The organism is Ramlibacter sp., from assembly GCF_035706265.1.
GTDB lineage: Bacteria > Pseudomonadota > Gammaproteobacteria > Burkholderiales > Burkholderiaceae_C > Ramlibacter.
Genome location: NZ_DASSVG010000120.1, coordinates 1 through 26978, shown reverse-complemented (window position 1 = coordinate 26978; position 26978 = coordinate 1). Strand labels below are relative to the sequence as shown.

The window sequence follows — 26978 nt, the reverse complement described above, 5'->3', positions numbered from 1 at the left end:
GGCGGGGACCCAGAGTCAGAGCAACCCGCTCGCTTCGTCTTCCAGCCGTGAGAGGAACTCCCGCACCTTCGCCGGCACCAGCCGGCGCCCGGGGAGCAAGGCATACACCTTCAACGGCTCGCAGCGCCATTGCGGCAGCAGCGGCACCAGTTCCCCGCGCGCCACCGCTTCGGCGCAGAAGGTCGCCGTGATCCGCGCGACGCCTAGGCCCGCGACCGCGGAGCGCAGCCGCACTTCCGCATTGCCGCTGCGCAGCCGCGGCTCGCGCAAGTCGACCTCCGCGCGCATGCCGGTGTCGTTCGTGAAGGTCCACCCCTGGTCCTCGCCGCCGGCGAGCAGCGGCAAGGCGGCGAGCTCCTCCGGATGCTCCGGGGCCGCCTGCCCGGCCAGCAGCGACGGCGCGGCGAACACGCTGCGCTCCAGCGAATACACGCGCCGGGTGACCACGGTGGAAGGCGCGAAGCTGTGCTCGATGGCCGAGAACACGATGTCGTAGTGGCGCTCGAACAGCGCCACCCGCGCGTGTTCCACGTCGATGTGCACCTTCAGGCGCGGAAACTCGCGCATCACGCGGCAGGCCACCGGGGCCAGGTGATGGGCGCCGAACTCGTAGGGCGCCGCGATGCGCAGCGTGCCCTGCACCGCCGTGCCCTGGGCCAGCGCGTCGGCCGCCCGCTCGCGCAACTGCGCGAAGGGCGCGGCCATGTCGCGGTACAGCGACTCGCCGGCATCGGTCAGCCGCAGCTGGCGCGTGGTGCGCTCCAGCAGCCGGGTGCCCAGCTCGGTCTCCAGCCGCGACACGGAAGCGCTGAGGCTGGACTTCGGCCGGTCCAGCGCGCGGGCCGCGGCGCTGAAGCCCCCGAAATCCACCACCTGGCAGAAAGCGTCGAAATCGTCCCAGTTCATCGTTCAGGATTCGGAACACAGCGGCCATGCAGGCTTGTTGATGTGCGTCAAAGTGCCCCCTAGCATTGTTGCATCCCGAACACACGGGCCTCCGGCCCGCAGGAGACAACCATGTTTCTGAAGAATTGCTGGTACGTGGCCGCCTGGGACCACGAGTTGATCGACGGCAAGCTGCTGGCCCGCACCCTGCTGGAAGAGGCGGTGCTGCTGTACAAGTCCGAGACCGGCAAGGTCGTCGCCCTGCAGGACCGCTGCTGCCACCGCGGCGTGCCGCTGCACATGGGCCGGCGCGAAGGCGACGACGTGCGCTGCATGTACCACGGCCTGAAGTTCGACCCCAGCGGCAAGTGCATCCAGATCCCGGGCCAGGAAGTGATCCCGCCCAAGCTCGGCGTGCGCAGCTACCCGGTGGTGGAGAAGGACCACCTGATCTGGATCTGGATGGGCGACCCGGCCAAGGCCGACCCCGCGGAGATCATCGATTACCCCTACCTGCGCGACCCGCAGTGGAAGGGCATCCCCGACTACCTGCACTACGACGCCAACTGGCTGCTGATCGTCGACAACCTGTCCGACTTCGCCCACCTGGCCTTCGTGCACACCAAGACGCTGGGCGGCTCCGAGGAGTATGCGTACAAGACCAAGCCGGTGGCGATCGAGCGGCTGCCGCGCGGCTTCCGCGTCGAGCGCTGGCACATGGACGCCGCGCCGCCGCCCTTCCACAACAAGGTGCTGCCGGCCGACCTGAAGGACAAGCACGTGGACCGCCGCAACATCGGCCACATGCACATCCCCGGCATCTTCTTCCTGGAGTCGATGTTCTCGCCGGCCGGCAGCGGCTCGGAAAAGGGCAACCGCGAAGGCACCAAGGAATACCGCAACTGCCAGTTCATGACGCCGGAGACGCGCCGCACCACGCACTTCTTCTGGACCTACCTGAACAACTGGGAAGGCGAGGACCACAACATCTCGCGCTCGCTGCACCAGAGCCTGATCGAGGGCTTCATGGAAGACAAGCACCTGATCGAGGCGCAGCAAAAGGTGCTGGACAAGGAGCCCGACTTCAAGATGCTCGCCGTGGCCGCCGACGCCGCGCTGTCGCATTTCCGCTGGACTTTCGACAAGCTGGTTGCCGCCGAACGCGCGGCCGAGGCCACCGAGAAGGCCGCCGCCCCCGCGGCCCCTGCCCACAAGGCGCCGCACCAGGCCGGCCTGCAGGCATGACGGTGCTGAACCTGCGCGTCGCGGCGGTGCACGCCGAGGCGCGCGACGTGATGCGGGTGGAACTGGAAGACCCGCAGGGCGGGGTGCTGCCGTCCTTCGAGCCCGGCGCCCACCTGACGCTGCACCTGCCCAACGGCCTGCAGCGGCAGTACTCGCTGGCCGGCGACTGGCGCGAGCGCCAGCGCTACGTGCTGGGCGTGGGGCGCGCCGCCGGCAGCCGCGGCGGCTCCGAGTACGTGCATGCGATGCTACGCACGGGCGTGGAGCTGGCCTGCAGCGCGCCGCAGAACAACTTCGCGCTGGTGCCCGAGGCGCCGCGCTACCTCTTCATCGCCGGCGGCATCGGCATCACGCCGATCCTGGCGATGGTGCGCTGGTGCGAAGCGCAGGGCAAGCCGTGGAAGCTGGTCTACGCGGCCCGCAGCCGAGTGCGCATGGGCTTCTACGAAGAGCTGCGCCCGTTCGGCGGCCGGGTGCGCTGGCACTGCGACGACGAACAGGGCGGGCCGCTCGCGGTGGCGCCCTTGCTGGCCGACGTGGAACCGGGCACGCACGTTTACTGCTGCGGCCCCGCGCCGCTGATGGAGGCGGTGCGCGAGCACGGCGGCCACCTGGGCGATGACGCGCTGCACTTCGAGTGGTTCTCCGCACCGGCGGCCGAACCGCAGGAGGGCACGGCTTCGGAAGCCGACGGCTTCTGGATCGACCTGCAGCGCAGCGGCACCAGCCTGCACGTGCCGCCGGAGCGCAGCGTGCTGGAGGTGCTGGAGGCCAACGGCCACGAGGTTCCGTTCTCGTGCCGCGAGGGCCTGTGCGGCACCTGCGAGACCGCCGTCTGCGAAGGCCAGCCCGAGCACCGCGACTACGTCTATCCGCCGTCGCAGCGCGAAAGCCTGCGCACGATGCTCGTGTGCGTCTCGCGCGCCAAGTCGCCGCGGCTCGTGCTCGATCTGTAGCCGGCCGGTTTTCCCTTCACCACCAACAGAACTTCAACAGGAGACATCGAATGCATCTATCGCGCCGCCAGTTCGTCCAGGGCACGGCCGCCAGCCTGATCCTGGGCGGCGCCAGTCCGTCGTGGGCCAACGCCCTCGAAACCGCCAAGGTGGTGATCGGCTTCGCGCCGGGCGGCACCATCGACGTGACCGGCCGCCGCGTGGCGGAGAAGCTGACGGGCTCGTACGCCAAGGCGGCGATCGCCGAGAACAAGACGGGCGCGGGCGGCCAGATCGCCGTGCAGGCGGTCAAGTCCGCCGCGCCGGACGGCGGCACCATCCTGCTGACGCCCGCTTCGCCGCTGGGCCTGCATCCCTTCACCTACCGCAAGCTGCCCTACGACCCGCTGCGCGACGTGGTGCCCGTTTCCTGTGCCGCGATGTTCGACTACGCGCTGGTGGTCGGGCCGATGGTGCCCGCCAGCGTCAAGACGGTGCCCGAGTTCCTCGCCTGGTGCAAGGCCAACCCCAGCCAGGCGAGCTTCGGCACCGCCGGCGCCGGGTCGGCCGCGAACTTCATCGGCGCCGCGCTCGCCAAGGGCGCGGGGGCGGAGCTGCGGCACGTGCCTTACCGCGGCTCGCAGCCGGCGATGATGGACATGATCGGCGGCAACGTCGCCGCCGTGGTCGGCCCGACCGGCGAGTTCATGAGCCAGGTGAAGGCGGGTAAGGTGCGCCTGCTCGCCACCAGCGGACCGACCCGCGGCAAGTTCACGCCGGAGACGCCGAGCTACGTGGAGCAGGGCTTCCCGCAGCTCGCCTACCTCGGTTGGTATGGCTTCTACGTGCCCGCGAAGACGCCGGACGACGTGCTGCAGCGGCTCAATGGCGCGCTGCGCACGGCGCTCACCGCGCCCGACGTGGTGGAGAGCCTGGCGTCGGTCTACCTGGAAGCCTATCCCTCCAGCCCGCAGAAGCTGTCGGCCCTGCTGAAGACCGAGAGCGACTTCTGGGCCGGCCTGATCAAGACCATCGGCTACACCCCGGAAGGTTGAATCCGCCGAGCGCGCCGCATTCCGTAGGCTGGGGCGGCGCCAGCCGCCGAAGGTGAGCGAAGCGAACCCCAGCGTTGGTGGCGCGGCCGACGCCGCCAGCGCTGGGGTTCGGCGCTATCGCGCGCTCACCGCCAGCCTACGAATGCGCTCCGCGCCCGTGCCACTCGCCGCGCGCACCGGACCCGGTTACCGCACCGCCCGCTTCCGATTCACCAGCACGATCCCCGCCGCCACCGCGAACAGCGCGGTCAGCAGCTGCGGCGTCAACTTCTCCTGCAGCAGCACCACCCCGAACAGCAGCGCGAACAGCGGCGTGAGGAAGGTGAAGGACGACAGCTGCGTCGCCGGGTAATAGCGCAGCATCCACATCCAGGCGAGATAGCTCGCGAAGGCGCCGATCGCCGTCTGCAGCACGATCGACACCCAGGCGTAGGCGGAGTAGTGCAGCGACCAGGGCTCGCCGAGCGCCAGCGACAGCAGCGGCGCCACCGCGGCCGTCACCGCCACCTGGTAGAACAAGGTTTTCTCCGCGCTCGCCGTGGCGAGCTTGGAGCCGCGGATCACGATCGTCGTCAGCCCCCACAACACCCCCGCCGCCAGCGCCAGCGCATCGCCGCGCAGCTGCCGCGGCGTGCTGTGCCCGGTGAAACCTTCGCTGAAGGCGAGCGCCACCGCCGCGAACGCGATGCCGAGGCCGATCCACTGCAGCGGCCGCAGCCGCTCCGAGGGCACCACGTGCGGCACCAGCAGCGCCACCACGAAGGGCGAGGTGTAGAGGAACACGGTGAGGCGCGAGGCCGCCGTGTCGCGCAACCCCAGGTAGATGCAGGTGAACTCGCCCGCGAACAGCACGCCGGCCAGCAACCCGCCGCGCAGCGTGCCGTCGGCCTCGAACAGGCGCACGCCGCGCGCCGCGCACCAGATCCACAGCATCGCGGTCGCGCCGGCGAAGCGCAGCGCCGCCTGCCAGAGCGGCGGCACTTCGGCCACGGTGGTCTTGATCAGGATCTGCTGGAAGCCCCAGAACAGGCAGCAGGCGATCAGCAGGGCGATGGCGAGGGCGTCGAGATGTTGTTTTCGTTCGCGCATCGCGCGATGGTAGCCACCCGAAGAAGTCTGCGCGCGCCCAGGGCTCTCAAGCCGATCGTCCCGCCAGCTTCGCGAGCAACCTCTTGAGCGCCTGCTGCTCCGAAGCCGCGAGCGACTGCAGCAGCTCGGATTCGTGCGCCCGCGCCTTTTCCAGCAGCGGCCGCACCAGGCGCCGGCCGGCGGCGCTGGCGCCCACCAGCGTGCGGCGCTGGTCGGCGGGGTCGGCCAGCAGCGTCACCCAGCCCTGGTCCGCCATGCGCTGCACCAGCTTGGTCACGGTCGGCTGCTTGGCGAGCACTTCGTGCGCGAGTTGGCTCACGGTGAGCGGCGGGCTGTCGTGCAGCGTCGCCAGCACGCGCCATTCGATCGAGCTCAGGCCCGCCGCGCGGACATGGATGTCGAAGTTCTTGTACAGGGCGTGGTTCGCCTGCCCGAGCAGGTAGCCCAGGTAGCCGTCGACGAACCGCGCCTGTGGCCTCACAACGGCAGCTCCGTGTAGTAGCGCCCGCCGTGGAACAGCAGCGGCAGCGCGCCCGTGCGGTGCGTGCAGCGCTCCACCTCGCCGACGAAGATCACGTGGTCGCCTTCCTCGTAGCGGCTGCGGTTGAAGCATTCGAAGGTGGCCGCCGCGCCGTGCAGCAGCGGCGCGCCGCCCGCGCCCTCGTCGAAGCCCACGCCGAGCCAGCGGTCGGTGCCGCGGCTGGCGAAGCGCTCGGCCAGCGCCTTCTGGTCGGCCGCCAGCACGTTGATCGCGTAGTGCGAGCCGGCGCTGAAGACCGCCATCGAGGCAGCCGCCCGCGCCAGGCTCCACAGCACCAGCGGCGGCGAGAGCGAAACGGAGTTGAAGGAATTGGCCGTGAGGCCGACCACGCGTCCCTCGGCGGTGCGCGCCGTGACGATGGTCACCCCGGTGGCGAACATGCCCAAGGCGGCGCGGAACTCGCGCGCGGAAAAGGTCGGCGGCTTCGCCTGCAGCGGCGGGTTCATGGCGTGGCGGATTGCATGAAATTTCATTTATTATGGTCCGCGACCCACGTCGCCCGATCGCATGCTGCAGGAAACCATCGAACCCGCGTGGCTGGAGGCCTTCGAGACGGTGCTCGGCCGCTGCGGCTTGCGCGCCGGCGACACCGTCGCGGTGCTGAGCGAGAGCCAGAGCCGGCCCGTGCTGCCGGAGCTCGCGCGCCTCGCCGCCGCGCGGCTTGGCGCGCAGGTGTTCAGCCTGGCGCTGCCGAGCGTGTTCGCGCCCGGGCTGCCGGTGGCGCGTTCCACCGGCGCTTCGCCGGTGCTGCGCCAGATCGCGCCGGTGGTCTCCGCGCTGGCGGGCAGCACGCTGGTGGTGGACTGCACGGTCGAAGGCCTCATGCATGCACCGGAGCTGCCGGCGATCCTGAAGGGCGGCGCGCGCGTGCTCTACGTGAGCAACGAGCATCCCGAGGCGCTCGCGCGGCTGCTGCCCGACGAAGGCCTGGAGAGCCTGGTCAAGGAGCACGTGAAGCGCCTGCGCGGCGCGCGCGAGATGCGCGTCACGTCGGCCGCCGGTACCGATCTCTCCATCTCGCTGCAGGGCGCGGTGTGCGGCGGCAACTGGGGTTTCACCACCCGGCCCGGCACGATCACGCACTGGCCGGGAGGCTTGGCGCTGGCCTTCCCCGCGCGCGGCAGCGTCGAAGGCACGCTGGTGCTGGCCGCCGGCGACGTCAACCTCACCTTCAAGCGCTACCTGGAACAGCCGGTCACGCTGCGCATCGAACAGGACTACGTGACGCGCATCGAGGGCAGCGGGCTCGACGCCGAGCTGATGCGCAGCTACATCGCGGGCTGGGGCGAGCGCGACGCCTATGCCGTGAGCCACGTGGGCTACGGCCTCAATGCGGCCGCCCGCTGGGACAGCATGGCCCTCTACGACAAGCGCGACTTCAACGGCACCGAGCTGCGCGCCTTCGCCGGCAATTTCCTCTACAGCACCGGTGCCAACGAGGTCGCCGGCCGCCATACGCTGGGCCACTTCGACCTGCCGCTGCGCGGATGCACCGTGCAACTCGATGGCGCGACGGTGGTCGAAGCCGGTAAGCTGCTCGCATGACCTCCGTCCCGGCCTTCACCGCCCTCGGCAGCGGCGCCACCACGGTGCTGATGCTGCACGGCATCGGCGGCGGCCACCTGGCGTTCGCGCCGCAGGTGGAAACCTTCGCTTCTGCGGGCTACCGCGCCGTCGCCTGGGACATGCCCGGCTACGGCCACAGCGCGCCGATCGAGCCCTACACCTTCAAGGGCCTGGCGCAGAGCTGCGTCCAGCTGACCGAAGCGCTCAAGTGCGACAGCGTGGTGCTGCTCGGTCACAGCATGGGCGGCATGGTGGCGCAGGAGGTGGTGGCGCGACGGCCCGAGCTGGTGAGCCGCCTGATCCTGTGCGGCACGTCGAGCGCCTTCGGCAAGCCCGATGGCGAGTGGCAGCGCAACTTCGTCGCCAGCCGCACCGCGCCGCTCGACGCCGGCCGCTCGATGGCCGAACTGGCCGAAACGCTGGTGCCGCAGATGATCGGCCCCGGCTCGCTGCCCGAGGGCGTGCGCCTCGCCACCCACTGCATGGGGATGGTGCCGGCCGCCACCTACCGGCGCGCGCTGGAATGCATCGTCACGTTCGACCGCCGCCGCAACCTGGGCGACATCCACGTGCCGACGCTGCTGGTGGCGGGCGAGCATGACCGCAACGCGCCGCCGGCCGTGATGAAGAAGATGGCGGAGGAGATCGCATGCAGCACCTACATCGAGATGAAGGGCATCGGCCACCTGCAGAACCTCGAAGCGCCCGACGATTTCGACGGCCTGGTGCTGAACTTCCTCTCGCTGCCGAACGTGCTGCTGCACTGAGGCGCGCCGCCGGCCTGGATGCGCGCGCGTGCCGCGCCGCGCGCCCGCGTTGACCTCCCAGGAGTCCGACCCCGATGCCCGATCTTGCCTTCACCCCCGCCGTCGGCGACCATGACTTCACTGCGGCCCAGCGCGAACTGCTGACGCTGGCCCACACGCTCGGCCGCGACAAATTCGCCGCGCGCGCGGCGCAGTGGGACGAGGAAGCCAGCTTCCCCTTCGCCAACTACGAGGACTTGCGCGCGGCCGGCCTGCTGGCGCTGTGCGTGCCGCGCGAGCACGGCGGGCTCGGCGCCGACTACGCCACCTACATGATGGTGGCGGCGGAGATCGGCCGCTTCTGCGGCACCACCGCGCTCACCTACAACATGCACATCTGCTCCACGCTGTGGACCGGCGTGCTGGCGGACGGCATTCCCATGAGCGAAGCGCAGCGCGCCGAGCATGTTGGGCGACGCGGGCTGCACTTCCGCCGCGTGGTGGAGGACGGCGCGATCTACGCCCAGCCCTTCTCCGAGGGCAGCGCCGCAGCGGCCGGGCGGGCGCCCTTCGGCACCACGGCGCGCAAGGTCGAAGGGGGCTGGCTGGTGAACGGCCGCAAGATCTTCGCCTCGCTCTCCGGCGCGGCCGACTACTACGGCGTGCTGTGCACCGAGGACAAGGGTGACGAGAAGCCGGACGCGCGCGACACGCTCTACCTCGCGGTGCCGGCCACCAGCGAAGGCTTCGCGATCAGCGGCGAGTGGAACCCGCTCGGCATGCGCGGCACGGTGAGCCGCAACCTCACGTTCAAGGACGTGTTCGTGAGCGACGACGAACAGCTGATGCCGCGCGGCATCTACTGGAAGGGCGCGCAGACCTGGCCGGCGATGTTCTTCACGCTGGCGCCCACCTACCTGGGCCTGGCCAACGCGGCCTACGACTTCACGGTGCGCTACCTGCGCGGCGAAGTGCCGGGCGAGCCGCCGGTCAAGCGCCGCATGTACCCGACCAAGCAGGTCGCGGTGGCGCAGATGCGCATCCAGCTGGAGCAGATGCGCAGCATCTTCCTGCGCGCGGTGCTGGAGGCGCGGCCGGAACCGTCGAAGGACGCGCGCATGCGCCTCTACGCCGCGCAGTACACGGTGATGGAAGGCGCGAACGACATCGCGCGGCTGGCCATCCGCACCTGCGGCGGCCAGAGCATGATGAAGCACCTGCCGCTGGAGCGCATCTACCGCGACAGCCGCTGCGGCTCGCTGATGCTGCCCTGGACGGCGGAACTGGTGCTGGACCGCATGGGGCGCGAAGCGCTGTACGAGCCCGGCGAGAAGGATGAGTGATTGCGATGGGCGCTGCAAGCCCGCCGGTTTTTCGGCAGACTCCACGCCCATGACCACAGCCACCGCAGACATCGTGACGCGCTTCGGCAGCGGCCGGGCCGTCCAGCGCATCGAGGACGAAGGCCTGCTCAAGGGCCAGGGGCGCTACACCGACGACATCGTGCCCGCGGGCCAGTTGCGCGCGGTGTTCGTGCGCTCGCCCTACCCGCACGCGCGCATCGTCTCGATCGACACTTGCACTGCGGCCGGCCTGCCCGGCGTGGTGAAGATCGCCACCGGCGCCGAGCTGGTGCAGGCCGGCGTGCAGCCCATCCCGACCAACCCGGCCTTCAAGCGCGCGGACGGCAGCCCCGCCGCCACGGCGCCGCGCCGGGCGCTCGCGCACGAGCGGGTGCGCTACGTCGGCGAGGCGGTGGCGATCGTCGTGGCCGAGTCGCTGCAGCAGGCCCGCGATGCGGCCGAGGCGATCTTCGTCGACTACGAGGAGCTGCCCAACGTGGTGGACCTGGAGGAGGCGACCACGCCCGGCGCGCCGGTGCTCTGCGAAGAGGCGCCGGACAACGTCGCGGCGGAGATGCGTTTCGGCGACGCCGCCAAAACCGCGCAGGCGTTCGAGGAGGCCGCGCACGTCGTGCAGCTCAAGGTCGTGAACCAGCGCGTCGCGGCGCTGTCGATCGAGCCGCGCTCCGTGCTGGCCTGGGTGGCCGAGGACGGCCGCCTCACGCTGCGCATGAGCAGCCAGATGCCCTCGGGCGTGCGCAACTCGCTCGCCAACGACATCCTGCGCATCGGCCGCGACAAGGTGCGCGTGACGGTGGGCGACGTGGGCGGCGGCTTCGGCATGAAGACCGGCATCTATCCCGAAGATGCCGCCACCGCCTGGGCCGCCTGGACGCTGAAACGGCCGGTGAAGTGGGTGGCCGACCGCAGCGAGGAGTTCCTGTCCTCCTTCCACGGCCGCGACCAGCAGGCGCAGGCCGAGCTCGCGCTCGACGCACAGGGCCGCATCCTCGCGCTGCGGCTGCGCACGCTGGCCAACGTCGGCGCCTATGCGACGGCCACCGGCATGACGATCCCGATGGTGGTCGGCCCCTGGGTGCAGACCAGCGTCTACGACGTGCCGCTGATCGACTTCCACATCCGCTGCGTGATGACCAACACGGCGTGCACGGCCGCCTACCGCGGCGCCGGCCGGCCGGAGGCGATCTTCATCATGGAGCGCCTGATGGACGAGGCGGCGCGCCAGAGCGGCATCGACCGCATCGCGCTGCGCCGGCGCAACTTCGTGCGGCCCGAGCAGATGCCCTACACCAACGCGATGGGGCAGGTGTACGACGTCGGCCGCTTCGAGATGGTCATGGACGAAGGCCTCGATCTCGCGGACTGGAGCGGTTTCGAGGCCCGTGCGGCGGAGAGCCGGGCGCGCGGCAAGCTGCGCGGCCTGGGCATCTCCACCTTCCTCGAATGGACCAGCGGCATGGCCTTCGAGGAGCGCGTCACGGTGGACGTGAAGGCCGACGGCGTGATCGAGGTGTTCTCCGCCGTCAACCAGATGGGGCAGGGCATCGCGACCACGCTGGCGCAGCTGGTGGTGGACGTGTTCAAGGTGCCGATCGACAAGGTGCGCGTGGTGCTGGGCGACACCGACCGCGGCGACGGCTTCGGCAGCGCCGGCTCGCGCTCGCTCTTCACCGGCGGCTCCGCATTGCACCTGGGTTCGGTGAAGACGCTCGATACGGCTCGCCAGCTGGCGGCGCAGTCGCTCGAGGCTTCGGCCGCCGACCTCGATTACGCGGAGGGCCGCTTCAGCGTGCGGGGCACGGATGTGGGCATCGGTCTCTTCGAGCTGGCGGCCAAGCAGCCGGGCGGCCACATCTTCACCGACCACACCAGTGCCGTGCAGGGCCCGAGCTGGCCCAACGGCTGCCATGTGAGCGAGGTCGAGATCGATCCACAGACGGGCGCCGTGCAGGTGGTGCGCTACGCCAGCGTCAACGATGTCGGCCGGGTGGTGAACCCGATGATCGTGCGCGGCCAGCTCGATGGCGGCGCCGTGCAGGGGATCGGCCAGGCCCTGTGCGAGCACATGGTCTACGACCGCGGCAGCGGCCAGCCGGTGACCGGCAGCCTGATGGACTATGCGGCGCCGCGGGCCGACATCGTGGCCTGCGAGTTCGTGACCGAGATGAACCAGACCGTGCCCTGCACCACCAATCCGCTCGGCACCAAGGGCGTGGGCGAACTCGGCACGATCGGCGCCGCGCCCAGCGTCGTGAATGCCGTGGCCGATGCGCTGGCGCGGGCGGACAAGAAGGAAGCGGCCGCGCAGATCCAGATGCCGCTGACGGCGGCGAAGGTGTGGGAGATCCTCCAGGCCTGAGGAAGGCGTGGTGCAAGTGCGAGGCTTTCCTTAACGCAAAAGCCGCGAAAGAAACGCGAAAGCCGCAAAAGGACATCCATTGAAGAATGTCTTTTTTGCGGCTTTGGCTGTTTTCGTTCGCGGCTTTTGCGTTGAACCTGCTCGATCTCGCACCAAGCCCCGGATCAGTGCTCCAGCGACAGCTCGCCTTCCGGCATCCGCGCCCCCTGCTCGAAGCCGAAGAACCGGAAGTTCATCCGCGGCATGCGTCCGTCGATCAGCTCCGCCATCGCCTTGCCCGAACCGGCGCCATGGGTCCAGCCCAGCGTGCCGTGGCCGGCATTGACCCACAGGCCCGCGACGCGGGTGCGGCCGATGTACGGGATGTTGGTCGGCGTGGCGGGGCGCAGGCCGGTCCAGAACTGCGGGTCCCCGCCTTCTTCCGGCAGCCGCGTGTCGCACACGCCCGGCAGAACCTTCTCGATGCGCTCGGCCAGCATGCGGCAGCGGTCGCGCGCCAGCTGTGAATCGAGCGTCGCGTCGTAGCCCGACACCTCGATGGTGCCCGCCACCCGCAGCTCGTCGCCCAGCCGGCTCATCGCGACCTTCACCTCGTCGTCGATGCTGCTGACGAAGGGCGCGTCGGCCGGCTTCTTCAGCTTGAAAGTGGCGCTGTAGCCCTTGCCGGGGTAGATCGGCAGGTCCACGCCCACTTGGCGCAGCAGCGGCGCGGTGTAGGAGCCGCAGGCCACCACCACGTCGTCGGCCACGAGCCGCTGCACCAGGCCGGTGTCGCGGTCGCGGATGCGCACCGCCGCGATGGCGCCGCCGGCGGTTTCCAGCCGCTCGATGTCCTGCCCGAAGAGGAACTGCACGCCGCGCTCGGTGCACAGCTGGGCCAGCTTCTGCGTGAACACGCGCGCGTCGCCGCTTTCGTCGGTGGCGGTGTAGGTGCCGCCCACGATGCGGTCGAAGTTGCGGAAGGCCGGCTCGATGGCGAACAGCTCGTCGCGGCTCACCACCTTGCGGTCCACGCCGTACTTCTGCATCAGTTCGGCGGCGACGCCGGCCTCCTCGAAGGCCTTCTGGTCCGTGTAGAAATGCGCAATGCCCTTCTCCAGGCGATTGAACTCGATGCCGGTGGCGCCGATCACCTCCTTCAGCGCGGCATGGCTGTAGGCGCCCAGCGCCACCAGCTGCTGCACGTTGCGCTCGAAGGCGGCGTCATTGCACTGGGCCAGGAATTCCAGGCCCCAGCGCCATTGCTGCCAGTCCAGCCGGGGGCGGAACAGCAGCGGCGCGTCGTTGCGGAACATCCACTTCAGCAGCTTGGCCGGCGCGTGCCGGTTGGCCCAGGGCTCGCAGTAGCTCACCGAGATCTGCGCCGCGTTGGCGAAGCTGGTCTCCAGCGCGGCGTCGCGCTGGCGGTCGACGACGATGACTTCATGGCCGCGCTCGGCGAGGTGCCACGCGGTGCTGATGCCGATGATGCCGGCGCCGAGGACGAGTGTTTTCATCCTTCGCAGTTTGGGGCCGGCACCCTCTTTTCAAAAGCCAAATTAAACTGTCTGCGGGATCATCAGCAAAACTAATCCTTGCAGTCCTTCGACCCTGCCGCTCTCGAGTGCCTGGCCGCCATCGTGGAGGAGGGCGGCTTCGACCGCGCCGCCCAGCGCCTGAGCATCACGCAATCCGCCGTATCGCAGAGGCTGCGCGCGCTGGAAGCCCAGGTGGGCACGGTGCTGGTGGTGCGCAGCCGGCCGCTGAGGCCCACGGCCGCCGGCCGGCTGCTGCTGAAGCACACCCGGCAGATGAGGCTGCTGCGCGCGGACCTCGAGCACGAACTGCGCGAGCTCGCGCCCAGCTCGACGGGCGGCGCGCGCGAGGAGGAGCGCATTTCGCTCGCGATCAACGCCGACAGCATCGCGACCTGGGCCTTGCCGGCCCTGAACGGCCTCGCGCGCGAGGGCCTGCCGCTGGAGATCATCACGGACGACCAGGACTTCACCCACGAATGGCTGCGCGAGGGCCAGGTGCTCGGGTGCGTCACCACCGTGAAGCAGGCGCTGCGTGGCTGCAAGGTGCTGCCGCTGGGCGCGATGCACTACGTGGCCGTGGCACAGGCGGCGTACGCGCACGAGCGCCTGCCGCAGGGGCTGACGCCGCACAACTTTCGCACGACACCTTTCGTGGCCTTCAACCGCAAGGACGACATGCAGGCGGAGTTCGTCGGCCGCGCGTTCGGCTTGAAGCGCGTCTCGCTGCCGCAGTTGTTCGTGCCGAGTTCGGAAGGGCAGGTGCGCGCCGTGCTGGCGGGCTGGGGCGTGAGCGTGGTGCCGGAGTTGCTGGTGCGCGGCCTGATCGCGCAAGGGGAGCTGGTGAACATCGCGCCGGGCAAGCAGGTGCCGGTGCAGCTCTATTGGCACTGCTGGAATCTCGAGTCCGCGGTGCTGGACCAGCTCACCGCGGCGCTGGCGCAGGCGGCGCGCGAGGCGCTCGCCGCCGCCTGAATGCGTTCAGCGGGGCGCGTTGGCGCCGTGCGATGCTTCGATGTCGAACAGGAAACCGAGCCCGCCGGGCGAGGCGAACGCCAGCAGGACCGCCGCGACGACCGCGGCCAGCCAGGCGAGGGTCGGGGTCAGGAGCGGCTTCATGGCTGCCTCCGCGGAAGTTGTTCTCCCGGGTGAGTGTGCGCTGGCCCGTGCGGAGTTCACGCTTCGGGGGTGTAAAGACGGCGGGAAAGTTGTTCCCAATCGCACGTGCTTACGCGGCCTGCTTAAAGCAGCGCGGGCGCCGCGGTTTCGGCGAGGTCCAGCACGAAGCGTTCGCGGAAGCCTTCCTGTTCGCCCTTGCTCGCGTAGCCGAGTGCGTTGGCCACGACGCGGCAACCGCGTTCCACGTAATCGTGCTGGCAGTGCAGGTGGCCGTGCAGCCAGAACTGCGCCTGCGCCAGCAGGTCTTCCAGCGAATTGCAGAAGCCCGCGGTGGCGGCGTTGACCCCGTAGCGGGGATCGTGGCTGCGCAGGCTGGGCGCGAAATGCGTGACGACCACCGTGGTGCCTTCGAAGGGGCGCGCGAGCGCCTCGCGCAGCCAGGCCTCGCACACCAGCGCCTGCTCGCGCCAGCCCTCGGCCAGCATCATCTCGCCATGCCGCATGGCGGCGGCCTTCTGCAGGTAGAAGTTGGCCGCGCGGAAGGCCTTGTGGCGCAGCTTCAGCGCGTCCTGCAGGGTGGGCTCGGGGGCGTCCGGGCGCCGCACCAGGGCGTCGAAATCGGCCCACAGCGTGGTGCCGACGAAGCGCACGTCGCCGGCCACGTGCACCTCGCGTTCCAGCCAGGTGATGCCCAGGCGCTCGCAGGTGTCGCGCAGGCGCACATGGGGGGCGTCGAAGTCGAGCGCGTCGTACTCGTGGTTGCCGGGCACGTACAGCACCGGAACGGGCCAGGCGCCCAGCCGCGGCGAGAAGCGCGCGAGGCCGAAGTCCGCGTCCTGCAGCTGCGAGCCGCGCTGGTAGGAGCCGATGTCGCCGGCCAGCACCAGCAGTTCGGCCTCCGGCGCCGGCAGGGGCCGGTAGGCCGGATGGCCTTCCAGGTGCAGGTCGGACATCAGCTGGATCTTCACGCGGGCATTGTGCCGCCGCGCGCGCGGCCGGGCCCGCCGGGCGGGCCGCCTTCCGGGTGTCGGACGACTACAGCTTCACCCCGGCGGCCTTGACCGCGGGCGCGAGCTGGCTCACCTGTTCCTTGACGAAGCCGGCAAAGGCGGGCTGGCTCGCCGGCGTGGTAGTGATGCCCAGCTCCACCATCTTGCGCTTGATCTCCGCGTTGGCCAGGATCTCGTTGACCGCGGTGTTCAGCCGGGACACCAGGTCGGCCGGCATCTTCGCCGGGCCCGAGAGGCCGAAGAAGTTGTCCAGGACGAGCTTGCGGTGGCCGGTCTCCACCACGCTGGGCACGTCCGGCGCCAGCGGCGAGCGGGTGGCCGAGGTCACGGCCAGGGGCACGATCTGGCCGGTCTTGAAGAACTGCACGAAGGCGGTGATCACGTCGATGCCCACCGGCACCACGCCGGCGATCAGGTCGGTGGTCATCGGGGCACCGCCGCGATAGGGCACGTGCACCAGGTTCACGGCCAGCTCCTTCTTCATCAGCTCGCCGTGGATGTGGCCGATGGAGGCCGGCCCGCCGGAGCCGAAATCGAGCCGGCCGCTCTTCTTCGCCATCGCCTCCAGGTCCGACAGCGTCTTCAATCCAGCTTTGGGATTGGCCATCACCACGCACGGCGCGGAGCCGATCAGCGCGATGTGGGTGAAGCCCTCGACCGGGTCGTAGGGCTGCTTCTCCAGCGCGAACGGGCCGATCGAGATCGGCGTGGAGTTGGACAGCATCAGCGTGTAGCCGTCGGCCGGCGCCTGCGTGACGACCAGGCCGCCGACACTCCCGCCCGCGCCGGGGCGGTTGTCCACCACGAAGGCCTGTCCCAGCTTTGCCCCGAGCTGCTCCGCCAGCGTGCGCGCCACGATGTCGCTGGCGCCGCCGGCGGGGAAGGTCACGACGATGCGCACCGGCTTGTCCGGCCACGCGAAGGCCGGCACGGCGACCGCGGCGGCGCCGGCGGAAACGGACTGCAGGAAGCGGCGGCGGGTGGGGGCGGGGATGCGGTCCATGGGGTGTCCTCCAGAGCCAGCAAGGCGGTGCCGGCATGCGCACCGCATGCCTCGACCGTGTAGTACCGCGAGCCTACTGCTTAGTGGAAAGCTTTACCAGCCGCGGCGGCGACGGCGGTCCGCAACCACGCGTGGTCGCTGCGCTGGCCCTGGCGGCGATGCCAGAGGGCGTCGACGTGCACCGGCGGCACGCGGAACGGCAGTTCGCGCTGCGCCAGGGCTTCCGCCCGCCCGGTGGGGCCGATGAAGTGTTTCGGCAGCACGGTGAGCAGGTCCGAGGTCTCGACCACCAGGCCCGCGGTGAAGAACTGGTTGACGGTCAGCACCACGCGCCGACTGCGCCCCAGGGCCGCCAGCGCCTCGTCGATGAAGCCGAAGGGGCGGCCCGAGAAGCTCACGAGCATGTGGCGCGCTTCGCAGAAGCGGTCCAGCGTCAGGGCCTCGGTGGCGAGCGGATGGCCCTTGCGCATCACGCAGACGTAGACGCCGTCATACAGGCGTTCGTAGGCGAAGGCGCCCATGCCGCTGGTCTGCTCCTGCGCGGTGAGGTCGGCCAGCACCGCGGGAAAGTAGCCGACGGCCAGGTCGATCACGCCTTCTTCGAGCATGCGGCGCGGGTCGCGGGTGGTCAGGGGCAGCACCCGCACGGTGATGCCGGGGGCGTCGCGCTCCATGATCTCCACCAGGCCCGGCATCACTTCGGCGGCGGTCGCGTCGGCCATCGCCAGCGTGAAGGTGTTGCTGGCCTCCGCGGGCACGAACTGCCCCGGCGTGAGGGTCGCCTCGAGCTGGCGCAGGGCGTCGCTCACCGCCGGCCACAGGGCCATCGCCCGGGGTGTGGGTTCCACGCCATAGCCGCTGCGCACCACCAGCCGGTCGCCCACGGCGTCGCGCAGGCGGTTGAGGGCGTTGCTGACCGCCGGCTGGGTCATGGCCAGGTTGCGGGCTGCCCGGGTCAGGTTGCGCTCGGCCATGATCTGGTCGAAGACCCGTAAAAGGTTCAGGTCGAGAGTACGGAAGTTCAGGTTCTTCATACAGCTTATGAATGATAGCCATCACTAATCAAAAGTGGCCAAATATCAGGGTGAACCCTAGTATTCATGCACGCACTTGGCAATACCGCCACAAGCGTCGAACCAAGGGGATCACAAATGGCAAGCTTCATCCGCGCTCAATACCCGGCCCAACACGGTGGCGTCGTCCGCATGGAACAGGCGATCGAAACCATCGGCAGCTTCAGCGCCACCCATGTCGTGCTGCATGGCCTGGCCCTGCTGGGCACGCCCTTCACCCGCCTCGCCGCCCGCGTCCGCGCCGGCATGGCCGCCTGGCGTGAGGAGCGCAAGCAGCGCGAGGAAGACCGCAAGCTGTGGAACCTGGCGCTCACGGATGCCCGGGTGATGGCCGACCTCAGCCGCGCGATGAGCCAGGACGCCCTGCGCGACGGCAGCCGCTACTTCTGAGTCCAGGGATCCGCCATGGGCGCCGTCCTCCTCAGTGCCATCCTGGCCGCGATCGCGCGGGTGCTCAACCAGCGCCCCCGCCTCCACGACCTGCTTCGCGCCATGAACAGCGAAGACGCACTGCGCGACGGCAGCCGCTACCTCTGAGAGAACAAGATGACCGCCAGCCTCCACAACTCGCTGTTCCTGCTGATGCAACAGGCGATCCACGCCCTGCCGGCGCCGGTGCTGCGCGCGCTCGACGCGTGGTCGCACCGGGTGGCCCGCCGCCGCGCCCTCAAGCGCCAGCAGAAGTGGCAGCAGCGCAAGGCCGCCGCCAAGGCCGCCCCTGCTGCCGGCGCGGTGTACCACCTCAAGCCCTGGCGGGATTGAGGTGCGCGTATAGCGCGGCTTGAGCGCCGCGCCCCCGGGGCCCCCCAACAGCCCCGCGAAAAGGCCACCGGGAGGTGGCCTTTTCATCTCCCCAAGAGAAAACGGGCCGCGAGAAGCGGCCCGTGGAAAGCCCGTGAGGAGTGCAGGGAACCAGGAGGAGCACGGGTGAAGGAATGCTAGGCGCGGGCCCCGGGGGCACCTAGGCACCTTCGGTGCGATCGGACAGCACTTGCGATGCGGTAACAGAGTGCACACGCGGCCCGTCGGGCCGGACGGGGCGTTACGGATGGGCGGCAATCCCACGCCGGCCGCGAAACTGCTCCGCCACGGTCGACGAGCACCTGGTTGCTGCCCAGGTAGCACCTTGGTTCCTTGTTTCGGCCAGTTCGCAATCGTTTCGGAATGTACGAGGGCTTCCCGTGCCGCTCGGCCGCGCCGCAAGGGCCCGCGACGTCAGGCCACGGGCAGCAGGCTGTCGCCCAGGCGCTCGGCCTCGTCGCGCAGCAGCACCACCTTGCGCTGCAGCTCGCGGAAGACGTCCAGCGCCTCGAGCAGGTCCGACCCGCTCACGTCCTGGAAGCTGTTGTCCGCCGACAGCACCAGCAACGCCATGTGCAGGTAGGAGCGGCAGCGGGCGCGCACCTGGTCGGCCTGCCGGTAGGCGCCGGTGGGCGGCAACGCTTCCTCGATGCGGCGGGCGACGGTGGCGATCTCCGCCGCCAGCCCGACCACGTCGAGGCGCACCAGCTCGCGGTCGTCGCGCGGCTCGTGCCACCAGCTCCAGGAGGGAACGCGAAACATGTTGCCCGAAGTGTAGAGCCGTAACGACGCGTAAAACCACCCAGGCGAAACCGGTCGCGCGGCCCGAAGCTACCGCCCGTCTCGCCAGCCCGCCCGTGTCAGCGACGCGGCGCAGCACGCGCCTAGCATGGGGCCGTGTCCAACCCTGCCGCGCGGACCCGCGGCTGCAAGCAATGCTCTTTCTCACCCTCGCGTCGGCTGCCGGCGCCCTGGGCCTCGGCGCGGTGGCGGGCTGGTTCTTCCGTCGCCGCCGCCGTGACGACGAGACGGCGCGCGACATCCTGCGCCTGGCGAGCCAGATCGACGCGGTCGCCGCCACGGTCGATGCCGACCTGGAACCCGCCGCCGACGATCCCCCTTGCGTGGTGCTGCGCCAGCGCAGCCGCGAGGCGCGCGAGCGGGCCACCGAGGCGCTGGAACAGGGCAGGGCGCTGCGCCAGCAGGACCGCGAAGCCCTGCGCTCGCGCCTGCTGCTGCTGCACGACGACCACCGCCGCATCGTGGACCTGCGGTCGGAGGTGGATCGCGCAATGGTTCGCCGCAAGGCGGCGCGCGCCGGCGAGGACCGCTGCCGCATCGTCAGCTACGGCCGTCCCCAGCCTTCGCGCTGGTCCTCCAGCACGCTGTTGACCCGGCCGTCGACCTTCTCCTGAGCGTCGGGGCCGACCCGGCCGTGCCGGGGAGGGGCGACAATGCGCAGCCGGAAAGCCCCCGATGCCCCACGCGCACGACCACGCCCATTCGCATGCCGGTGGCCACGCAGGCCACGACCACACCGCCGGCGCCAACGAGCGTTCGCTGCGCATCGCGCTCGGCCTGACCGCGGCCTTCCTGCTGGTCGAGTTCGTCGGCGGCATCGTCACCCGGAGCCTGGCGCTCATCTCCGATGCCGCGCACATGCTCACCGACGTGGCGGCGCTCGCCATCGCCCTGGCGGCCATCCGCATCGGCCGGCGCTCGGCCGACGAGCGCCGCACGTTCGGCTATGCACGCTTCGAGATCCTGGCCGCCGCCGTGAACGCGATGCTGCTGTTCGGTGCCGCCGTGTTCATCGTGCTGGAGGCGTACCGCCGGCTGCAACAGCCGCCCGAGATCCAGCCCCTGGGCATGCTGGCGATCGCGGTGATCGGCCTGCTGGTGAACATCGCGGCGATGCGGGTGCTGGCCGCCGGCCGGCACGAGAGCCTGAACGTCAAGGGCGCCTACCTCGAGGTCTGGAGCGACATGCTCGGCTCGGTGGGCGTGATCCTCGGCGCCATCGTGATCCGCGTCACGGGCTGGGTGTGGGTGGATTCCGCCGTGGCCATCCTGATCGGCCTGTGGGTGCTGCCGCGCACCTGGACGCTGCTGAAGTCCAGCATCAACATCCTGCTGGAAGGCGTGCCCGAAGGCGTCGACCTCGGCGCCGTGCGCGCGGCCTTCCTGGGCGTGCCCGGCGTGCAGAGCATCCACGACCTGCACGTCTGGGCGCTCACCAGCGGGCAGGTGAGCCTCACCGCCCACATCGTCAACGACCCCCGGGTCGACGCCGAGCGCGAGATCCTGCCCCGGCTGCGCGAGCGGCTGGCGCACGACTTCGGCATCACCCACATCACCGTGCAGTGCGAGCTGACGCCCTGCCACCAGGCGGAGGACGATGCGGTGCAGCACTTCCGCAGCGCGGAGCACGTGCTGCGGCGCGAGCGCGGCCACTCGCACGGCCACGGGCATCCGCACGAGCACTAGGCCATGAAAAAGGCCACCGCGCGGGTGGCCTTCATCGCATCAGCGCAACGCGCCTCAGGACGCGAGCCGCTGCTCGATCTGCGCCTTGGTCGCCTTCAGTTCGGCCGGCAGGTGGTAGGCGAGCTGCTGGAACAGCTCCTCGTGCAGCTGCAGCTCCTTCACCCAGGCCTCGCGCTCGACGCCGATCACCTTGGCGAACTGCTCCGGCGTGAAGGCCAGGCCCTGCCAGTTCAGCTCCTCGTACTTCGGGCTGATGCCGAACACGTTCTTGGCGCCCTGCGCCTGGCCCTCGATGCGGTCGAGCATCCACTTCAGCACGCGCATGTTCTCGCCGTAGCCGGGCCAGACGAACTTGCCGTCGTCCCCCTTGCGGAACCAGTTGGTGGTGAAGATGCGCGGCAGCTTCGCGCCCTGGGCTTGCAGCTTGGCGCCCAGGTCCAGCCAGTGCTGGAAGTAGTCGCTCATGTTGTAGCCGGTGAAGGGCAGCATGGCGAAGGGGTCGCGGCGCACCACGCCGACCTGGCCGACGATGGCGGCGGTGGTCTCCGAGCCCATGGTGGCGGCCATGTAGACGCCGTCGACCCAGGACTGCGCCTCGGTCACCAGCGGCACGGTGGTGGAGCGGCGGCCGCCGAAGATGAAGGCATCGATCGGCACGCCGGCGGGATCGTCCCAGGCCGGGTCGAGCACCGGGTTGTTGGTGGCGGCCACGGTGAAGCGCGCGTTCGGATGGGCGGCCTTGGCGCCGGTCTCCTTGGCGAGCTGCGGCGTCCAGTCCTTGCCCTGCCAGTCCAGCAGGTGCGCCGGCGGCTGCTCGGTCATGCCCTCCCACCACACGTCGCCGTCGTCGGTGAGCGCCACGTTGGTGAAGATCACGTCCTTGTCGAGGGACAGCATGCAGTTCGGGTTGGTCTGCATGTTGGTGCCGGGCGCCACGCCGAAGTAGCCGGCTTCGGGGTTGATCGCGTACAGGCGGCCGTCGGCGTGCGGCTTGATCCAGGCAATGTCGTCGCCGATGGTGGTGACCTTCCAGCCCTCGAAGCCGGCCGGCGGCACCAGCATCGAGAAGTTGGTCTTGCCGCAGGCCGAGGGGAAGGCGGCGGCCACGTGGTATTTGCGGCCCTGCGGGTTGGTCACGCCCAGGATCAGCATGTGCTCGGCCAGCCAGCCCTGGTCGCGCGCCATGTTGGAGGCGATGCGCAGCGCGAAGCACTTCTTGCCCAGGAGCGCGTTGCCGCCATAGCCCGAGCCGTAGGACCAGATCTCGCGCGTCTCGGGATAGTGCACGATGTACTTGGTCTTGTTGCAGGGCCAGACCGCGTCCTGCTGGCCGGGCTGCAGAGGCGCGCCAACGGTGTGCAGGCAGGGCACGAACTCGCCCTCGACGCCCAGCACGTCGTAGACCGCCTTGCCCATGCGCGTCATGATCCGCATGTTGACGGCCACGTACGGGCTGTCGGACAGCTCGACGCCGATATGAGCGATGGGCGAGCCGAGCGGGCCCATGGAGAAGGGCACGACGTACATCGTGCGCCCGCGCATGCAGCCGTCGAACAGGGGCTGCAGCGTCGCGCGCATTTCGTCCGGGGCCACCCAGTTGTTGGTGGGGCCGGCGTCTTCCTTGCGCTGCGAGCAGATGAAGGTGCGGTCTTCCACCCGCGCCACGTCGCCGGGATCGGACCAGGCGAGGTAGGAGCCCGGGCGCTTGGCCGGGTTGAGACGGCGGAAGGTGCCCTTGTCCACGAGCTGCTGGCACAGCCGGTCGTATTCTTCCTGGCTGCCGTCGCACCAGTAGACCTGGTCGGGCTTGCACAGGGCGACCATGTCGGCCACCCAGGCGACCAGCCTGGCGTTGCGCACGTGTGCCGGGATCTGGAAATCGAGGCCCTGCATGGCGGGAGAGTTCATGCGTCGAAGCTCCTGAGTTTGAAAGCGTGTTTCCAAAAGGAAGCTCGATGGGCCGTGTCTCGGCAGCCCGGTGCGCGCCCTTTGAAAACAGGCTTGGGTTCGCCGGCTGCGGTTGGGCGCTCGCCACCGCTGGGTCTGCCGGAGGGGGCCATTTTAGGGAGGCAAGCCGAGCCGGCCATGGGGTTCAGCCCCGATTCCATGCAAACCATGCATGGCTGCATGCCTGTCGTGCTCGACAAAGGCAACAAAAAAGCCCCAGCGCGACAGCGCAGGGGCTTTCGGGTGGAACCAGCCGGCGATCAGGCCATGTACACGGCGATCCAGGCCAGCAGGAACATCAGCGCGGCGCCGACGGCGGGCAGGACGATCGGGATGGCCGGGACGACGGCCTCGACGGGGTCCTCGGGCTCGAAATCGTGGCCGTGCTGGCGGGGCTCGTTGGGGCTGGTCATGCGCTCCTCATTATCTGGGTTGCTCGGGCTCGGCCTGCGCCTGCATCCGAGACTGTGCGCTGCCGGGAGGCAGCACTCGATCGACCCATTTTAACCAAGGCAGCGCGGACGGCCATGTAGGCCGAAGGTGGACGCCCCGCGCCTCATGGTTCCTCCTCGGCCTGGAAGCCGGCGGCCTGCAGGGCGTCGAGCAGGAACTGGACGTGCTCGCGGCCGCGCGTCTGCACCACCAGCTCGATTTCGACGTTCTGCGCCGCCAGCAGCGTAAAGGCGCGCTGGTGGTGCACTTCGTCGATGTTGGCGCCGGCTTCGCTCACTACGGTGGTGATCCGCGCCAGCGAGCCGGGCACGTCGCGCGCGCACACCTTCAGCCGCGCGAGCCGGCCGGCGCGCACCATGCCGCGCTGGATGATGGCCGCCAGCAGCATCGGGTCGAGGTTGCCGCCCCCCAGCACCAGGCCCACCTTGCGGCCGGCGTAGGCGGCCGGGTCCTTCATCACGGCGGCCAGCGGCGCCGCGCCCGCGCCTTCCACCAGCGTCTTCTCGAAATCCAGCAGCATCACGATGGCCTGCTCGATGTCGCCCTCGTCCACCAGCACCAGGTCGTCGACGTAGCGCTCCACCAGCTTCTCGGTGAGCACACCGGGCTGGCCGACGGCGATGCCCTCGGCGATCGTGGGGCCGCCCGCCGGCAGCTGCGCGTGCTTGACGGCGTTGTACATGTTGGGAAAGCGCTGCGCCTGCACGCCGATCACGCGGATGCCCGGCTTGAGCCCCTTGGCCGCCGCCGCGATGCCGCCGATCAGGCCGCCGCCCCCCACGGCCACCACCAGGGTATCGAGCTGCGGCACGGCTTCCAGCATCTCCAGTGCCACGGTGCCCTGGCCGGCGATGATGGCCGGATCGTCGTAGGGGTGCACCAGCGTGAGCTGCTCGCGCCCGGCCAGCTCCATGGCGTGGACGCGCGATTCCTCCAGCGTGTCGCCGTGCAGCACCACCTCGGCGCCGAACTGGCGGGTGCGCTCCACCTTCACCATCGGGGTGAAGCGCGGCATCACGATCACGGCCCGCAAGCCCAGCCGCTGCGCGTGGTAGGCGACGCCCTGGGCGTGGTTGCCGGCGCTCATGGCGATCACGCCGCGCTGCTTCTCGTCCTGGCTGAGTTGCACCAGCTTGTTGCACGCCCCCCGCTCCTTGAAGGAGGCAGTGAACTGCAGGTTCTCGAACTTCAGGAACACCTGGCAGCCGGCCATCTGCGACAGGGTGCGCGACTCCACGCACGGCGTGGTGAGCACCTGCCCGTGCAGGCGGGCGGCGGCGGCGCGGATCTCGGGCAGGCCGGTCATGGGGCCATTGTGTACCGGCCGCCACGCGCCGGTGGGCCGGAGCGCCCCGCCGGGCGGGTCCCGCCGGCGGTCCTTCCATGTAGCATCGAGTCGCGCTATCGTTGGCGCGCTCCCCCCTGCCTTCCTGACGGAGGTCGTTTGGCCAAGCGTTCGCTGGATCTGCAAGTGCTGCCCTCGCCGGGCCTCAAGGAGGCTCCGGTGCTGGACCTGATGTGTTCGCACTTCGTGCTGACACTCGCGGCCAAGCAGGGAGCCAAGTTCAACGTCCGGCGCGACCTGAACGGCCTGCTCTCGCTGGCCGGCCGCCACCTGGTGTGGCCGCCGCCCTCGCTGGAGCGCTTGCGCGAGTTCCTGGCCCGCCGCTGCAAGGACAACGAGTTCTGGCGCGGCCACGAGCAGCTGTCCACGCGCGAGTTCCTCGAGCGCCACGGCGTCTGGCGCGGGCCCTACGAGGAAGGCACGCTGTTCTTCTACCTGGACGAATACGCGAAGGACCAGCCCAAGGACCTGCTGTCGGTGCTCACGGTCACCGGCGAGTGGCTCACCCACGCACTGAAGAAGCACTCCACCCTGGTGGAGAAGAACATCGACGCGCTGGCCAACCTGCTGCAGTTGAACAAGGCCGAGCGCGCCCTGCTGCTGTACGGGACGCTGGCGCGCTACCAGCGCGACCTGCGCAGCCTGCTGGTCGAATTCAAGGTGAACAACGCGCCGGAGGCCTACGCCGCCATCGCCGAAGTGGCCGGCGTGAGTGCCGCCGACGTCGGCGAGGCGCTGCGTGCCGGCTCGCGGCTGGAGCGCATCGGGTTGGTCGAGAACCTGATTTCCGAGCACAACATCACCGATCTCGCGGACCTGATGAAGGTGAGCGAGAAGCTGCCGCCGGTGCTGATGCGCGAATACCGCGACCAGAACGAGCTGATGGCGGTGTTCACCCGGCCTTCCGCCAAGAGCACGCTGGCGCTGGACGACTTCTCCTTCGTCTCCGAGGACGCGGACGTGCTGCGCAACCTGCTGCGGCGCGCGGTGGAGCGCAAGGAGCCGGGCGTCAACGTGCTGCTGTACGGCCCGCCGGGCACCGGCAAGACGGAGCTTGCCAAGGTGGTGGCGCAGGCCGCAGGCCTGGAGCTGTTCGAAGTGGAATATGCCGACCGCGACGGCAACTCGCTGAGCGGGCGGGACCGCTACCGCTCGCTGCAGATCGCGCAGGTGTTCCTCAAGGGCAGCGCGCAGGCGGCGCTGCTGTTCGACGAGGTGGAGGACGTGTTCCCGCCGATCTCCAGCGAGGCGGCGCAGATGATGGCGCGCGCCGAGCAGGTGGTGGCGCCGCCTTCCGGCAGCGTGAGCGGCAAGGCCTGGGTCAACCAGATCCTCGAATCCAACCCGGTGCCGACCATCTGGGTCACCAACCGGATCGAGCAGATCGATCCGGCCTTCCGGCGCCGCTTCGCCTACCACCTGGAACTGAAGTCGCCGCCGCCGGGCGCGCGCGAAGGCATCGTGCGCAAGACGCTGGAGGGCGTCGAGGTGTCTGCCGCCTTCGTGGCCAAGCTGACCGAGCGCAAGGGCCTCACGCCCGCACAGATCCGCACCGCGGTGCGCTTCGCCGAGCTGGCCTCGGCCGAGAACGTGGGCGTGGAGGAACTGATCGAGCGCCAGCTGCGCAACGCCGACCGGGCGCTGGGCACGCGCAGCGCCGACGCCGGCGCGCGCCGCAGCGTCACCACCTACGACCTCGAGATGTTGAACGTGGAGTCGCGCTTCGAGGTGCCCCGCATCGTCGAGGCCCTGCGCGCGCGCGGCCACGGCACCTTGTGCTTCTACGGCGCGCCGGGCACCGGCAAGACGGCGCTGGCGGAGCACATCGCGCGCAGCCTGGACAAGCCGCTGCTGATCAAGCAGGCGAGCGACCTCATGAGCAAGTTCGTCGGCGAGACCGAGCAGAACATGGCCGCCATGTTCCGCGAGGCCGAGAGCGAGAAGGCGATCCTGCTGCTCGACGAGGCCGACAGCTTCCTGCAGGACCGCCGGGGCGCCCAGCGCACCTACGAGGTCACGGAGGTCAACGAGATGCTGCAGGGCATGGAGCGCTTCGCCGGCATCTTCGTCTGCACCACCAACCTGATGGACCGCATCGACCAGGCGGCGCTGCGGCGCTTCGCCTTCAAGATCCGGTTCAAGCCGCTGACGACCGTGCAGCGCGAGAAGATGTTCGTGACCGAGGCGCTGGAGGGCGATGCTTCACGCCTGGCGCCGGATGTCGCCGCCCGACTGGCGAAGCTGGACCAGCTGTGCCCCGGCGACTTCGCCGCGGTGAAGCGCCAGGTGGAGATCCTCGCGACACAGCTTGCGCCGGAGGAATTCATCGAGCAGCTGGAAGCGGAGCACCGGATCAAGCCAGAGGTGCGGGAGGCGCGGGCGATCGGGTTCGTGTGAGGCGCGTTCGGTGGGGTTCGCTGCGCTCACCTTCCGGCGGCCCA

At 69.9% G+C, this 26978-nt stretch carries 27 protein-coding genes; 14 read left to right on the top strand and 13 right to left on the bottom strand.

The window, feature by feature from the left end:
* Positions 1-15 precede the first annotated feature (15 nt).
* Positions 16-906 carry a LysR family transcriptional regulator gene (locus tag VFM98_RS04735; RefSeq protein ID WP_325108746.1) on the bottom strand — a complete coding sequence of 297 codons (891 nt, stop codon included), beginning with the start codon at positions 904-906 and terminating at the stop codon, positions 16-18.
* A 111-nt stretch (positions 907-1017) separates the two neighbouring features.
* Here VFM98_RS04735 and VFM98_RS04730 point away from each other — a divergent pair, with 111 nt between their 5' ends.
* The 3 genes from VFM98_RS04730 to VFM98_RS04720 are packed head-to-tail and all read left to right on the top strand — an operon-like array spanning position 1018 to position 4120.
* Complete coding sequence (locus tag VFM98_RS04730) at positions 1018-2130, top strand: aromatic ring-hydroxylating dioxygenase subunit alpha (protein ID WP_325108745.1); 1113 nt, start codon at positions 1018-1020, stop codon at positions 2128-2130.
* A complete protein-coding gene (locus tag VFM98_RS04725; RefSeq protein WP_325108744.1) occupies positions 2127-3086 on the top strand; it encodes a PDR/VanB family oxidoreductase in 960 nt (319 codons plus the stop codon). Before VFM98_RS04730 ends, VFM98_RS04725 begins: the two co-directional genes overlap by 4 nt.
* A 50-nt stretch (positions 3087-3136) precedes the next feature.
* Complete coding sequence (locus VFM98_RS04720) at positions 3137-4120, top strand: tripartite tricarboxylate transporter substrate-binding protein (RefSeq protein WP_325108743.1); 984 nt, start codon at positions 3137-3139, stop codon at positions 4118-4120.
* A 186-nt stretch (positions 4121-4306) separates the two neighbouring features.
* Here VFM98_RS04720 and VFM98_RS04715 read toward each other — a convergent pair whose 3' ends face one another.
* From VFM98_RS04715 to VFM98_RS04705, 3 genes are read right to left on the bottom strand one after another with little or no spacing between them, the layout of a single operon-like run.
* Positions 4307-5209 carry a DMT family transporter gene (locus tag VFM98_RS04715; RefSeq protein WP_325108742.1) on the bottom strand — a complete coding sequence of 301 codons (903 nt, stop codon included), beginning with the start codon at positions 5207-5209 and terminating at the stop codon, positions 4307-4309.
* Between the two features lie 46 nt (positions 5210-5255).
* Complete coding sequence (locus VFM98_RS04710; RefSeq protein WP_325108741.1) at positions 5256-5690, bottom strand: MarR family winged helix-turn-helix transcriptional regulator; 435 nt, start codon at positions 5688-5690, stop codon at positions 5256-5258.
* The gene (locus tag VFM98_RS04705; RefSeq protein WP_325108740.1) at positions 5687-6223 is read right to left on the bottom strand and encodes a flavin reductase family protein; all 537 of its coding nucleotides are present in this window, start codon (positions 6221-6223) and stop codon (positions 5687-5689) included. Before VFM98_RS04705 ends, VFM98_RS04710 begins: the two co-directional genes overlap by 4 nt.
* Positions 6224-6257: 34 nt before the next feature.
* On the opposite strand from VFM98_RS04705, the gene VFM98_RS04700 reads away from it, so the two are divergent.
* The 4 genes from VFM98_RS04700 (at position 6258) to VFM98_RS04685 (ending at position 11785) form a co-directional block, all read left to right on the top strand.
* Complete coding sequence (locus tag VFM98_RS04700; protein ID WP_325108739.1) at positions 6258-7295, top strand: peptidase M29; 1038 nt, start codon at positions 6258-6260, stop codon at positions 7293-7295.
* Positions 7292-8083 (top strand): alpha/beta hydrolase, encoded by a 792-nt coding sequence (locus VFM98_RS04695; RefSeq protein ID WP_325108738.1) that lies wholly within the window; start codon positions 7292-7294, stop codon positions 8081-8083. Before VFM98_RS04700 ends, VFM98_RS04695 begins: the two co-directional genes overlap by 4 nt.
* A 74-nt stretch (positions 8084-8157) precedes the next feature.
* A complete protein-coding gene (locus tag VFM98_RS04690; protein ID WP_325108737.1) occupies positions 8158-9405 on the top strand; it encodes an acyl-CoA dehydrogenase family protein in 1248 nt (415 codons plus the stop codon).
* Positions 9406-9454: 49 nt separating this feature from the next.
* Positions 9455-11785, top strand: a complete 2331-nt coding sequence (locus VFM98_RS04685; RefSeq protein ID WP_325108736.1) for a xanthine dehydrogenase family protein molybdopterin-binding subunit — start codon at positions 9455-9457, stop codon at positions 11783-11785.
* 164 nt (positions 11786-11949) lie between these two features.
* On the opposite strand, the gene VFM98_RS04680 is transcribed toward VFM98_RS04685, so the two are convergent.
* Positions 11950-13281: a D-amino acid dehydrogenase gene (locus tag VFM98_RS04680; protein WP_325108735.1), complete on the bottom strand. Its 1332-nt coding sequence runs from the start codon at positions 13279-13281 to the stop codon at positions 11950-11952.
* Positions 13282-13359: 78 nt separating this feature from the next.
* Between VFM98_RS04680 and VFM98_RS04675 the strand changes: the two genes are divergently transcribed.
* On the top strand, positions 13360-14274 hold the full coding sequence (locus tag VFM98_RS04675) for a LysR family transcriptional regulator ArgP (protein WP_325108734.1): 915 nt from the start codon (positions 13360-13362) through the stop codon (positions 14272-14274).
* A gap of 6 nt (positions 14275-14280) precedes the next feature.
* Here the strand turns inward: VFM98_RS04675 and VFM98_RS04670 are convergent, their stop codons facing one another.
* From VFM98_RS04670 to VFM98_RS04655, 4 genes are all read right to left on the bottom strand, one after another.
* Complete coding sequence (locus VFM98_RS04670) at positions 14281-14418, bottom strand: hypothetical protein (RefSeq protein ID WP_325108733.1); 138 nt, start codon at positions 14416-14418, stop codon at positions 14281-14283.
* A gap of 122 nt (positions 14419-14540) precedes the next feature.
* Complete coding sequence (locus VFM98_RS04665) at positions 14541-15386, bottom strand: metallophosphoesterase (protein WP_325108732.1); 846 nt, start codon at positions 15384-15386, stop codon at positions 14541-14543.
* Positions 15387-15453: 67 nt separating this feature from the next.
* Positions 15454-16431 carry a tripartite tricarboxylate transporter substrate binding protein gene (locus tag VFM98_RS04660; RefSeq protein ID WP_325108731.1) on the bottom strand — a complete coding sequence of 326 codons (978 nt, stop codon included), beginning with the start codon at positions 16429-16431 and terminating at the stop codon, positions 15454-15456.
* Between the two features lie 80 nt (positions 16432-16511).
* Positions 16512-17465, bottom strand: coding sequence for a LysR family transcriptional regulator (locus VFM98_RS04655; RefSeq protein ID WP_325108730.1), 954 nt, complete (start codon positions 17463-17465; stop codon positions 16512-16514).
* Between the two features lie 117 nt (positions 17466-17582).
* Here VFM98_RS04655 and VFM98_RS04650 point away from each other — a divergent pair, with 117 nt between their 5' ends.
* From VFM98_RS04650 to VFM98_RS04640, 3 genes are read left to right on the top strand one after another with little or no spacing between them, the layout of a single operon-like run.
* Complete coding sequence (locus VFM98_RS04650) at positions 17583-17894, top strand: hypothetical protein (protein ID WP_325108729.1); 312 nt, start codon at positions 17583-17585, stop codon at positions 17892-17894.
* Between the two features lie 15 nt (positions 17895-17909).
* Positions 17910-18041, top strand: a complete 132-nt coding sequence (locus tag VFM98_RS04645; RefSeq protein ID WP_325108728.1) for a hypothetical protein — start codon at positions 17910-17912, stop codon at positions 18039-18041.
* 9 nt (positions 18042-18050) lie between these two features.
* Positions 18051-18266 (top strand): hypothetical protein, encoded by a 216-nt coding sequence (locus VFM98_RS04640; RefSeq protein WP_325108727.1) that lies wholly within the window; start codon positions 18051-18053, stop codon positions 18264-18266.
* Between the two features lie 453 nt (positions 18267-18719).
* Here VFM98_RS04640 and VFM98_RS04635 read toward each other — a convergent pair whose 3' ends face one another.
* Positions 18720-19067, bottom strand: coding sequence for a hypothetical protein (locus tag VFM98_RS04635; protein ID WP_325108726.1), 348 nt, complete (start codon positions 19065-19067; stop codon positions 18720-18722).
* A 173-nt stretch (positions 19068-19240) separates the two neighbouring features.
* Here VFM98_RS04635 and VFM98_RS04630 point away from each other — a divergent pair, with 173 nt between their 5' ends.
* On the top strand, positions 19241-19720 hold the full coding sequence (locus tag VFM98_RS04630; RefSeq protein ID WP_325108725.1) for an LPXTG cell wall anchor domain-containing protein: 480 nt from the start codon (positions 19241-19243) through the stop codon (positions 19718-19720).
* 61 nt (positions 19721-19781) lie between these two features.
* A complete protein-coding gene (locus VFM98_RS04625; protein ID WP_325108724.1) occupies positions 19782-20792 on the top strand; it encodes a cation diffusion facilitator family transporter in 1011 nt (336 codons plus the stop codon).
* A 54-nt stretch (positions 20793-20846) separates the two neighbouring features.
* Here VFM98_RS04625 and VFM98_RS04620 read toward each other — a convergent pair whose 3' ends face one another.
* The 3 genes from VFM98_RS04620 to VFM98_RS04610 all read right to left on the bottom strand — a co-directional run bounded on the left by VFM98_RS04620 (position 20847) and on the right by VFM98_RS04610 (position 24498).
* Complete coding sequence (locus VFM98_RS04620; RefSeq protein ID WP_325108723.1) at positions 20847-22700, bottom strand: phosphoenolpyruvate carboxykinase (GTP); 1854 nt, start codon at positions 22698-22700, stop codon at positions 20847-20849.
* A 299-nt stretch (positions 22701-22999) separates the two neighbouring features.
* A complete protein-coding gene (locus VFM98_RS04615) occupies positions 23000-23152 on the bottom strand; it encodes a hypothetical protein (protein WP_325108722.1) in 153 nt (50 codons plus the stop codon).
* Positions 23153-23295: 143 nt separating this feature from the next.
* A complete protein-coding gene (locus tag VFM98_RS04610; RefSeq protein ID WP_325108721.1) occupies positions 23296-24498 on the bottom strand; it encodes a threonine ammonia-lyase in 1203 nt (400 codons plus the stop codon).
* Positions 24499-24636: 138 nt separating this feature from the next.
* Here VFM98_RS04610 and VFM98_RS04605 point away from each other — a divergent pair, with 138 nt between their 5' ends.
* Positions 24637-26934 (top strand): ATP-binding protein, encoded by a 2298-nt coding sequence (locus tag VFM98_RS04605; RefSeq protein WP_325108720.1) that lies wholly within the window; start codon positions 24637-24639, stop codon positions 26932-26934.
* The last annotated feature ends 44 nt before the right edge of the window (positions 26935-26978 follow it).

Excerpts from the sequence above, each read along its gene's own strand:
- VFM98_RS04735 (WP_325108746.1), bottom strand. The coding sequence starts at position 906 with ATGAACTGGGACGATTTCGACGCTTTCTGCCAGGTGGTGGATTTCGGG.
- VFM98_RS04730 (WP_325108745.1), top strand. The coding sequence starts at position 1,018 with ATGTTTCTGAAGAATTGCTGGTACGTGGCCGCCTGGGACCACGAGTTG.
- VFM98_RS04725 (WP_325108744.1), top strand. The coding sequence starts at position 2,127 with ATGACGGTGCTGAACCTGCGCGTCGCGGCGGTGCACGCCGAGGCGCGC.
- VFM98_RS04720 (WP_325108743.1), top strand. The coding sequence starts at position 3,137 with ATGCATCTATCGCGCCGCCAGTTCGTCCAGGGCACGGCCGCCAGCCTG.
- VFM98_RS04715 (WP_325108742.1), bottom strand. The coding sequence starts at position 5,209 with ATGCGCGAACGAAAACAACATCTCGACGCCCTCGCCATCGCCCTGCTG.
- VFM98_RS04705 (WP_325108740.1), bottom strand. The coding sequence starts at position 6,223 with ATGAAATTTCATGCAATCCGCCACGCCATGAACCCGCCGCTGCAGGCG.
- VFM98_RS04700 (WP_325108739.1), top strand. The coding sequence starts at position 6,258 with ATGCTGCAGGAAACCATCGAACCCGCGTGGCTGGAGGCCTTCGAGACG.
- VFM98_RS04695 (WP_325108738.1), top strand. The coding sequence starts at position 7,292 with ATGACCTCCGTCCCGGCCTTCACCGCCCTCGGCAGCGGCGCCACCACG.
- VFM98_RS04690 (WP_325108737.1), top strand. The coding sequence starts at position 8,158 with ATGCCCGATCTTGCCTTCACCCCCGCCGTCGGCGACCATGACTTCACT.
- VFM98_RS04685 (WP_325108736.1), top strand. The coding sequence starts at position 9,455 with ATGACCACAGCCACCGCAGACATCGTGACGCGCTTCGGCAGCGGCCGG.
- VFM98_RS04680 (WP_325108735.1), bottom strand. The coding sequence starts at position 13,281 with ATGAAAACACTCGTCCTCGGCGCCGGCATCATCGGCATCAGCACCGCG.
- VFM98_RS04670 (WP_325108733.1), bottom strand. The coding sequence starts at position 14,418 with ATGAAGCCGCTCCTGACCCCGACCCTCGCCTGGCTGGCCGCGGTCGTC.
- VFM98_RS04660 (WP_325108731.1), bottom strand. The coding sequence starts at position 16,431 with ATGGACCGCATCCCCGCCCCCACCCGCCGCCGCTTCCTGCAGTCCGTT.
- VFM98_RS04655 (WP_325108730.1), bottom strand. The coding sequence starts at position 17,465 with ATGAAGAACCTGAACTTCCGTACTCTCGACCTGAACCTTTTACGGGTC.
- VFM98_RS04650 (WP_325108729.1), top strand. The coding sequence starts at position 17,583 with ATGGCAAGCTTCATCCGCGCTCAATACCCGGCCCAACACGGTGGCGTC.
- VFM98_RS04645 (WP_325108728.1), top strand. The coding sequence starts at position 17,910 with ATGGGCGCCGTCCTCCTCAGTGCCATCCTGGCCGCGATCGCGCGGGTG.
- VFM98_RS04640 (WP_325108727.1), top strand. The coding sequence starts at position 18,051 with ATGACCGCCAGCCTCCACAACTCGCTGTTCCTGCTGATGCAACAGGCG.
- VFM98_RS04635 (WP_325108726.1), bottom strand. The coding sequence starts at position 19,067 with ATGTTTCGCGTTCCCTCCTGGAGCTGGTGGCACGAGCCGCGCGACGAC.
- VFM98_RS04630 (WP_325108725.1), top strand. The coding sequence starts at position 19,241 with ATGCTCTTTCTCACCCTCGCGTCGGCTGCCGGCGCCCTGGGCCTCGGC.
- VFM98_RS04625 (WP_325108724.1), top strand. The coding sequence starts at position 19,782 with ATGCCCCACGCGCACGACCACGCCCATTCGCATGCCGGTGGCCACGCA.
- VFM98_RS04620 (WP_325108723.1), bottom strand. The coding sequence starts at position 22,700 with ATGAACTCTCCCGCCATGCAGGGCCTCGATTTCCAGATCCCGGCACAC.
- VFM98_RS04615 (WP_325108722.1), bottom strand. The coding sequence starts at position 23,152 with ATGACCAGCCCCAACGAGCCCCGCCAGCACGGCCACGATTTCGAGCCC.
- VFM98_RS04610 (WP_325108721.1), bottom strand. The coding sequence starts at position 24,498 with ATGACCGGCCTGCCCGAGATCCGCGCCGCCGCCGCCCGCCTGCACGGG.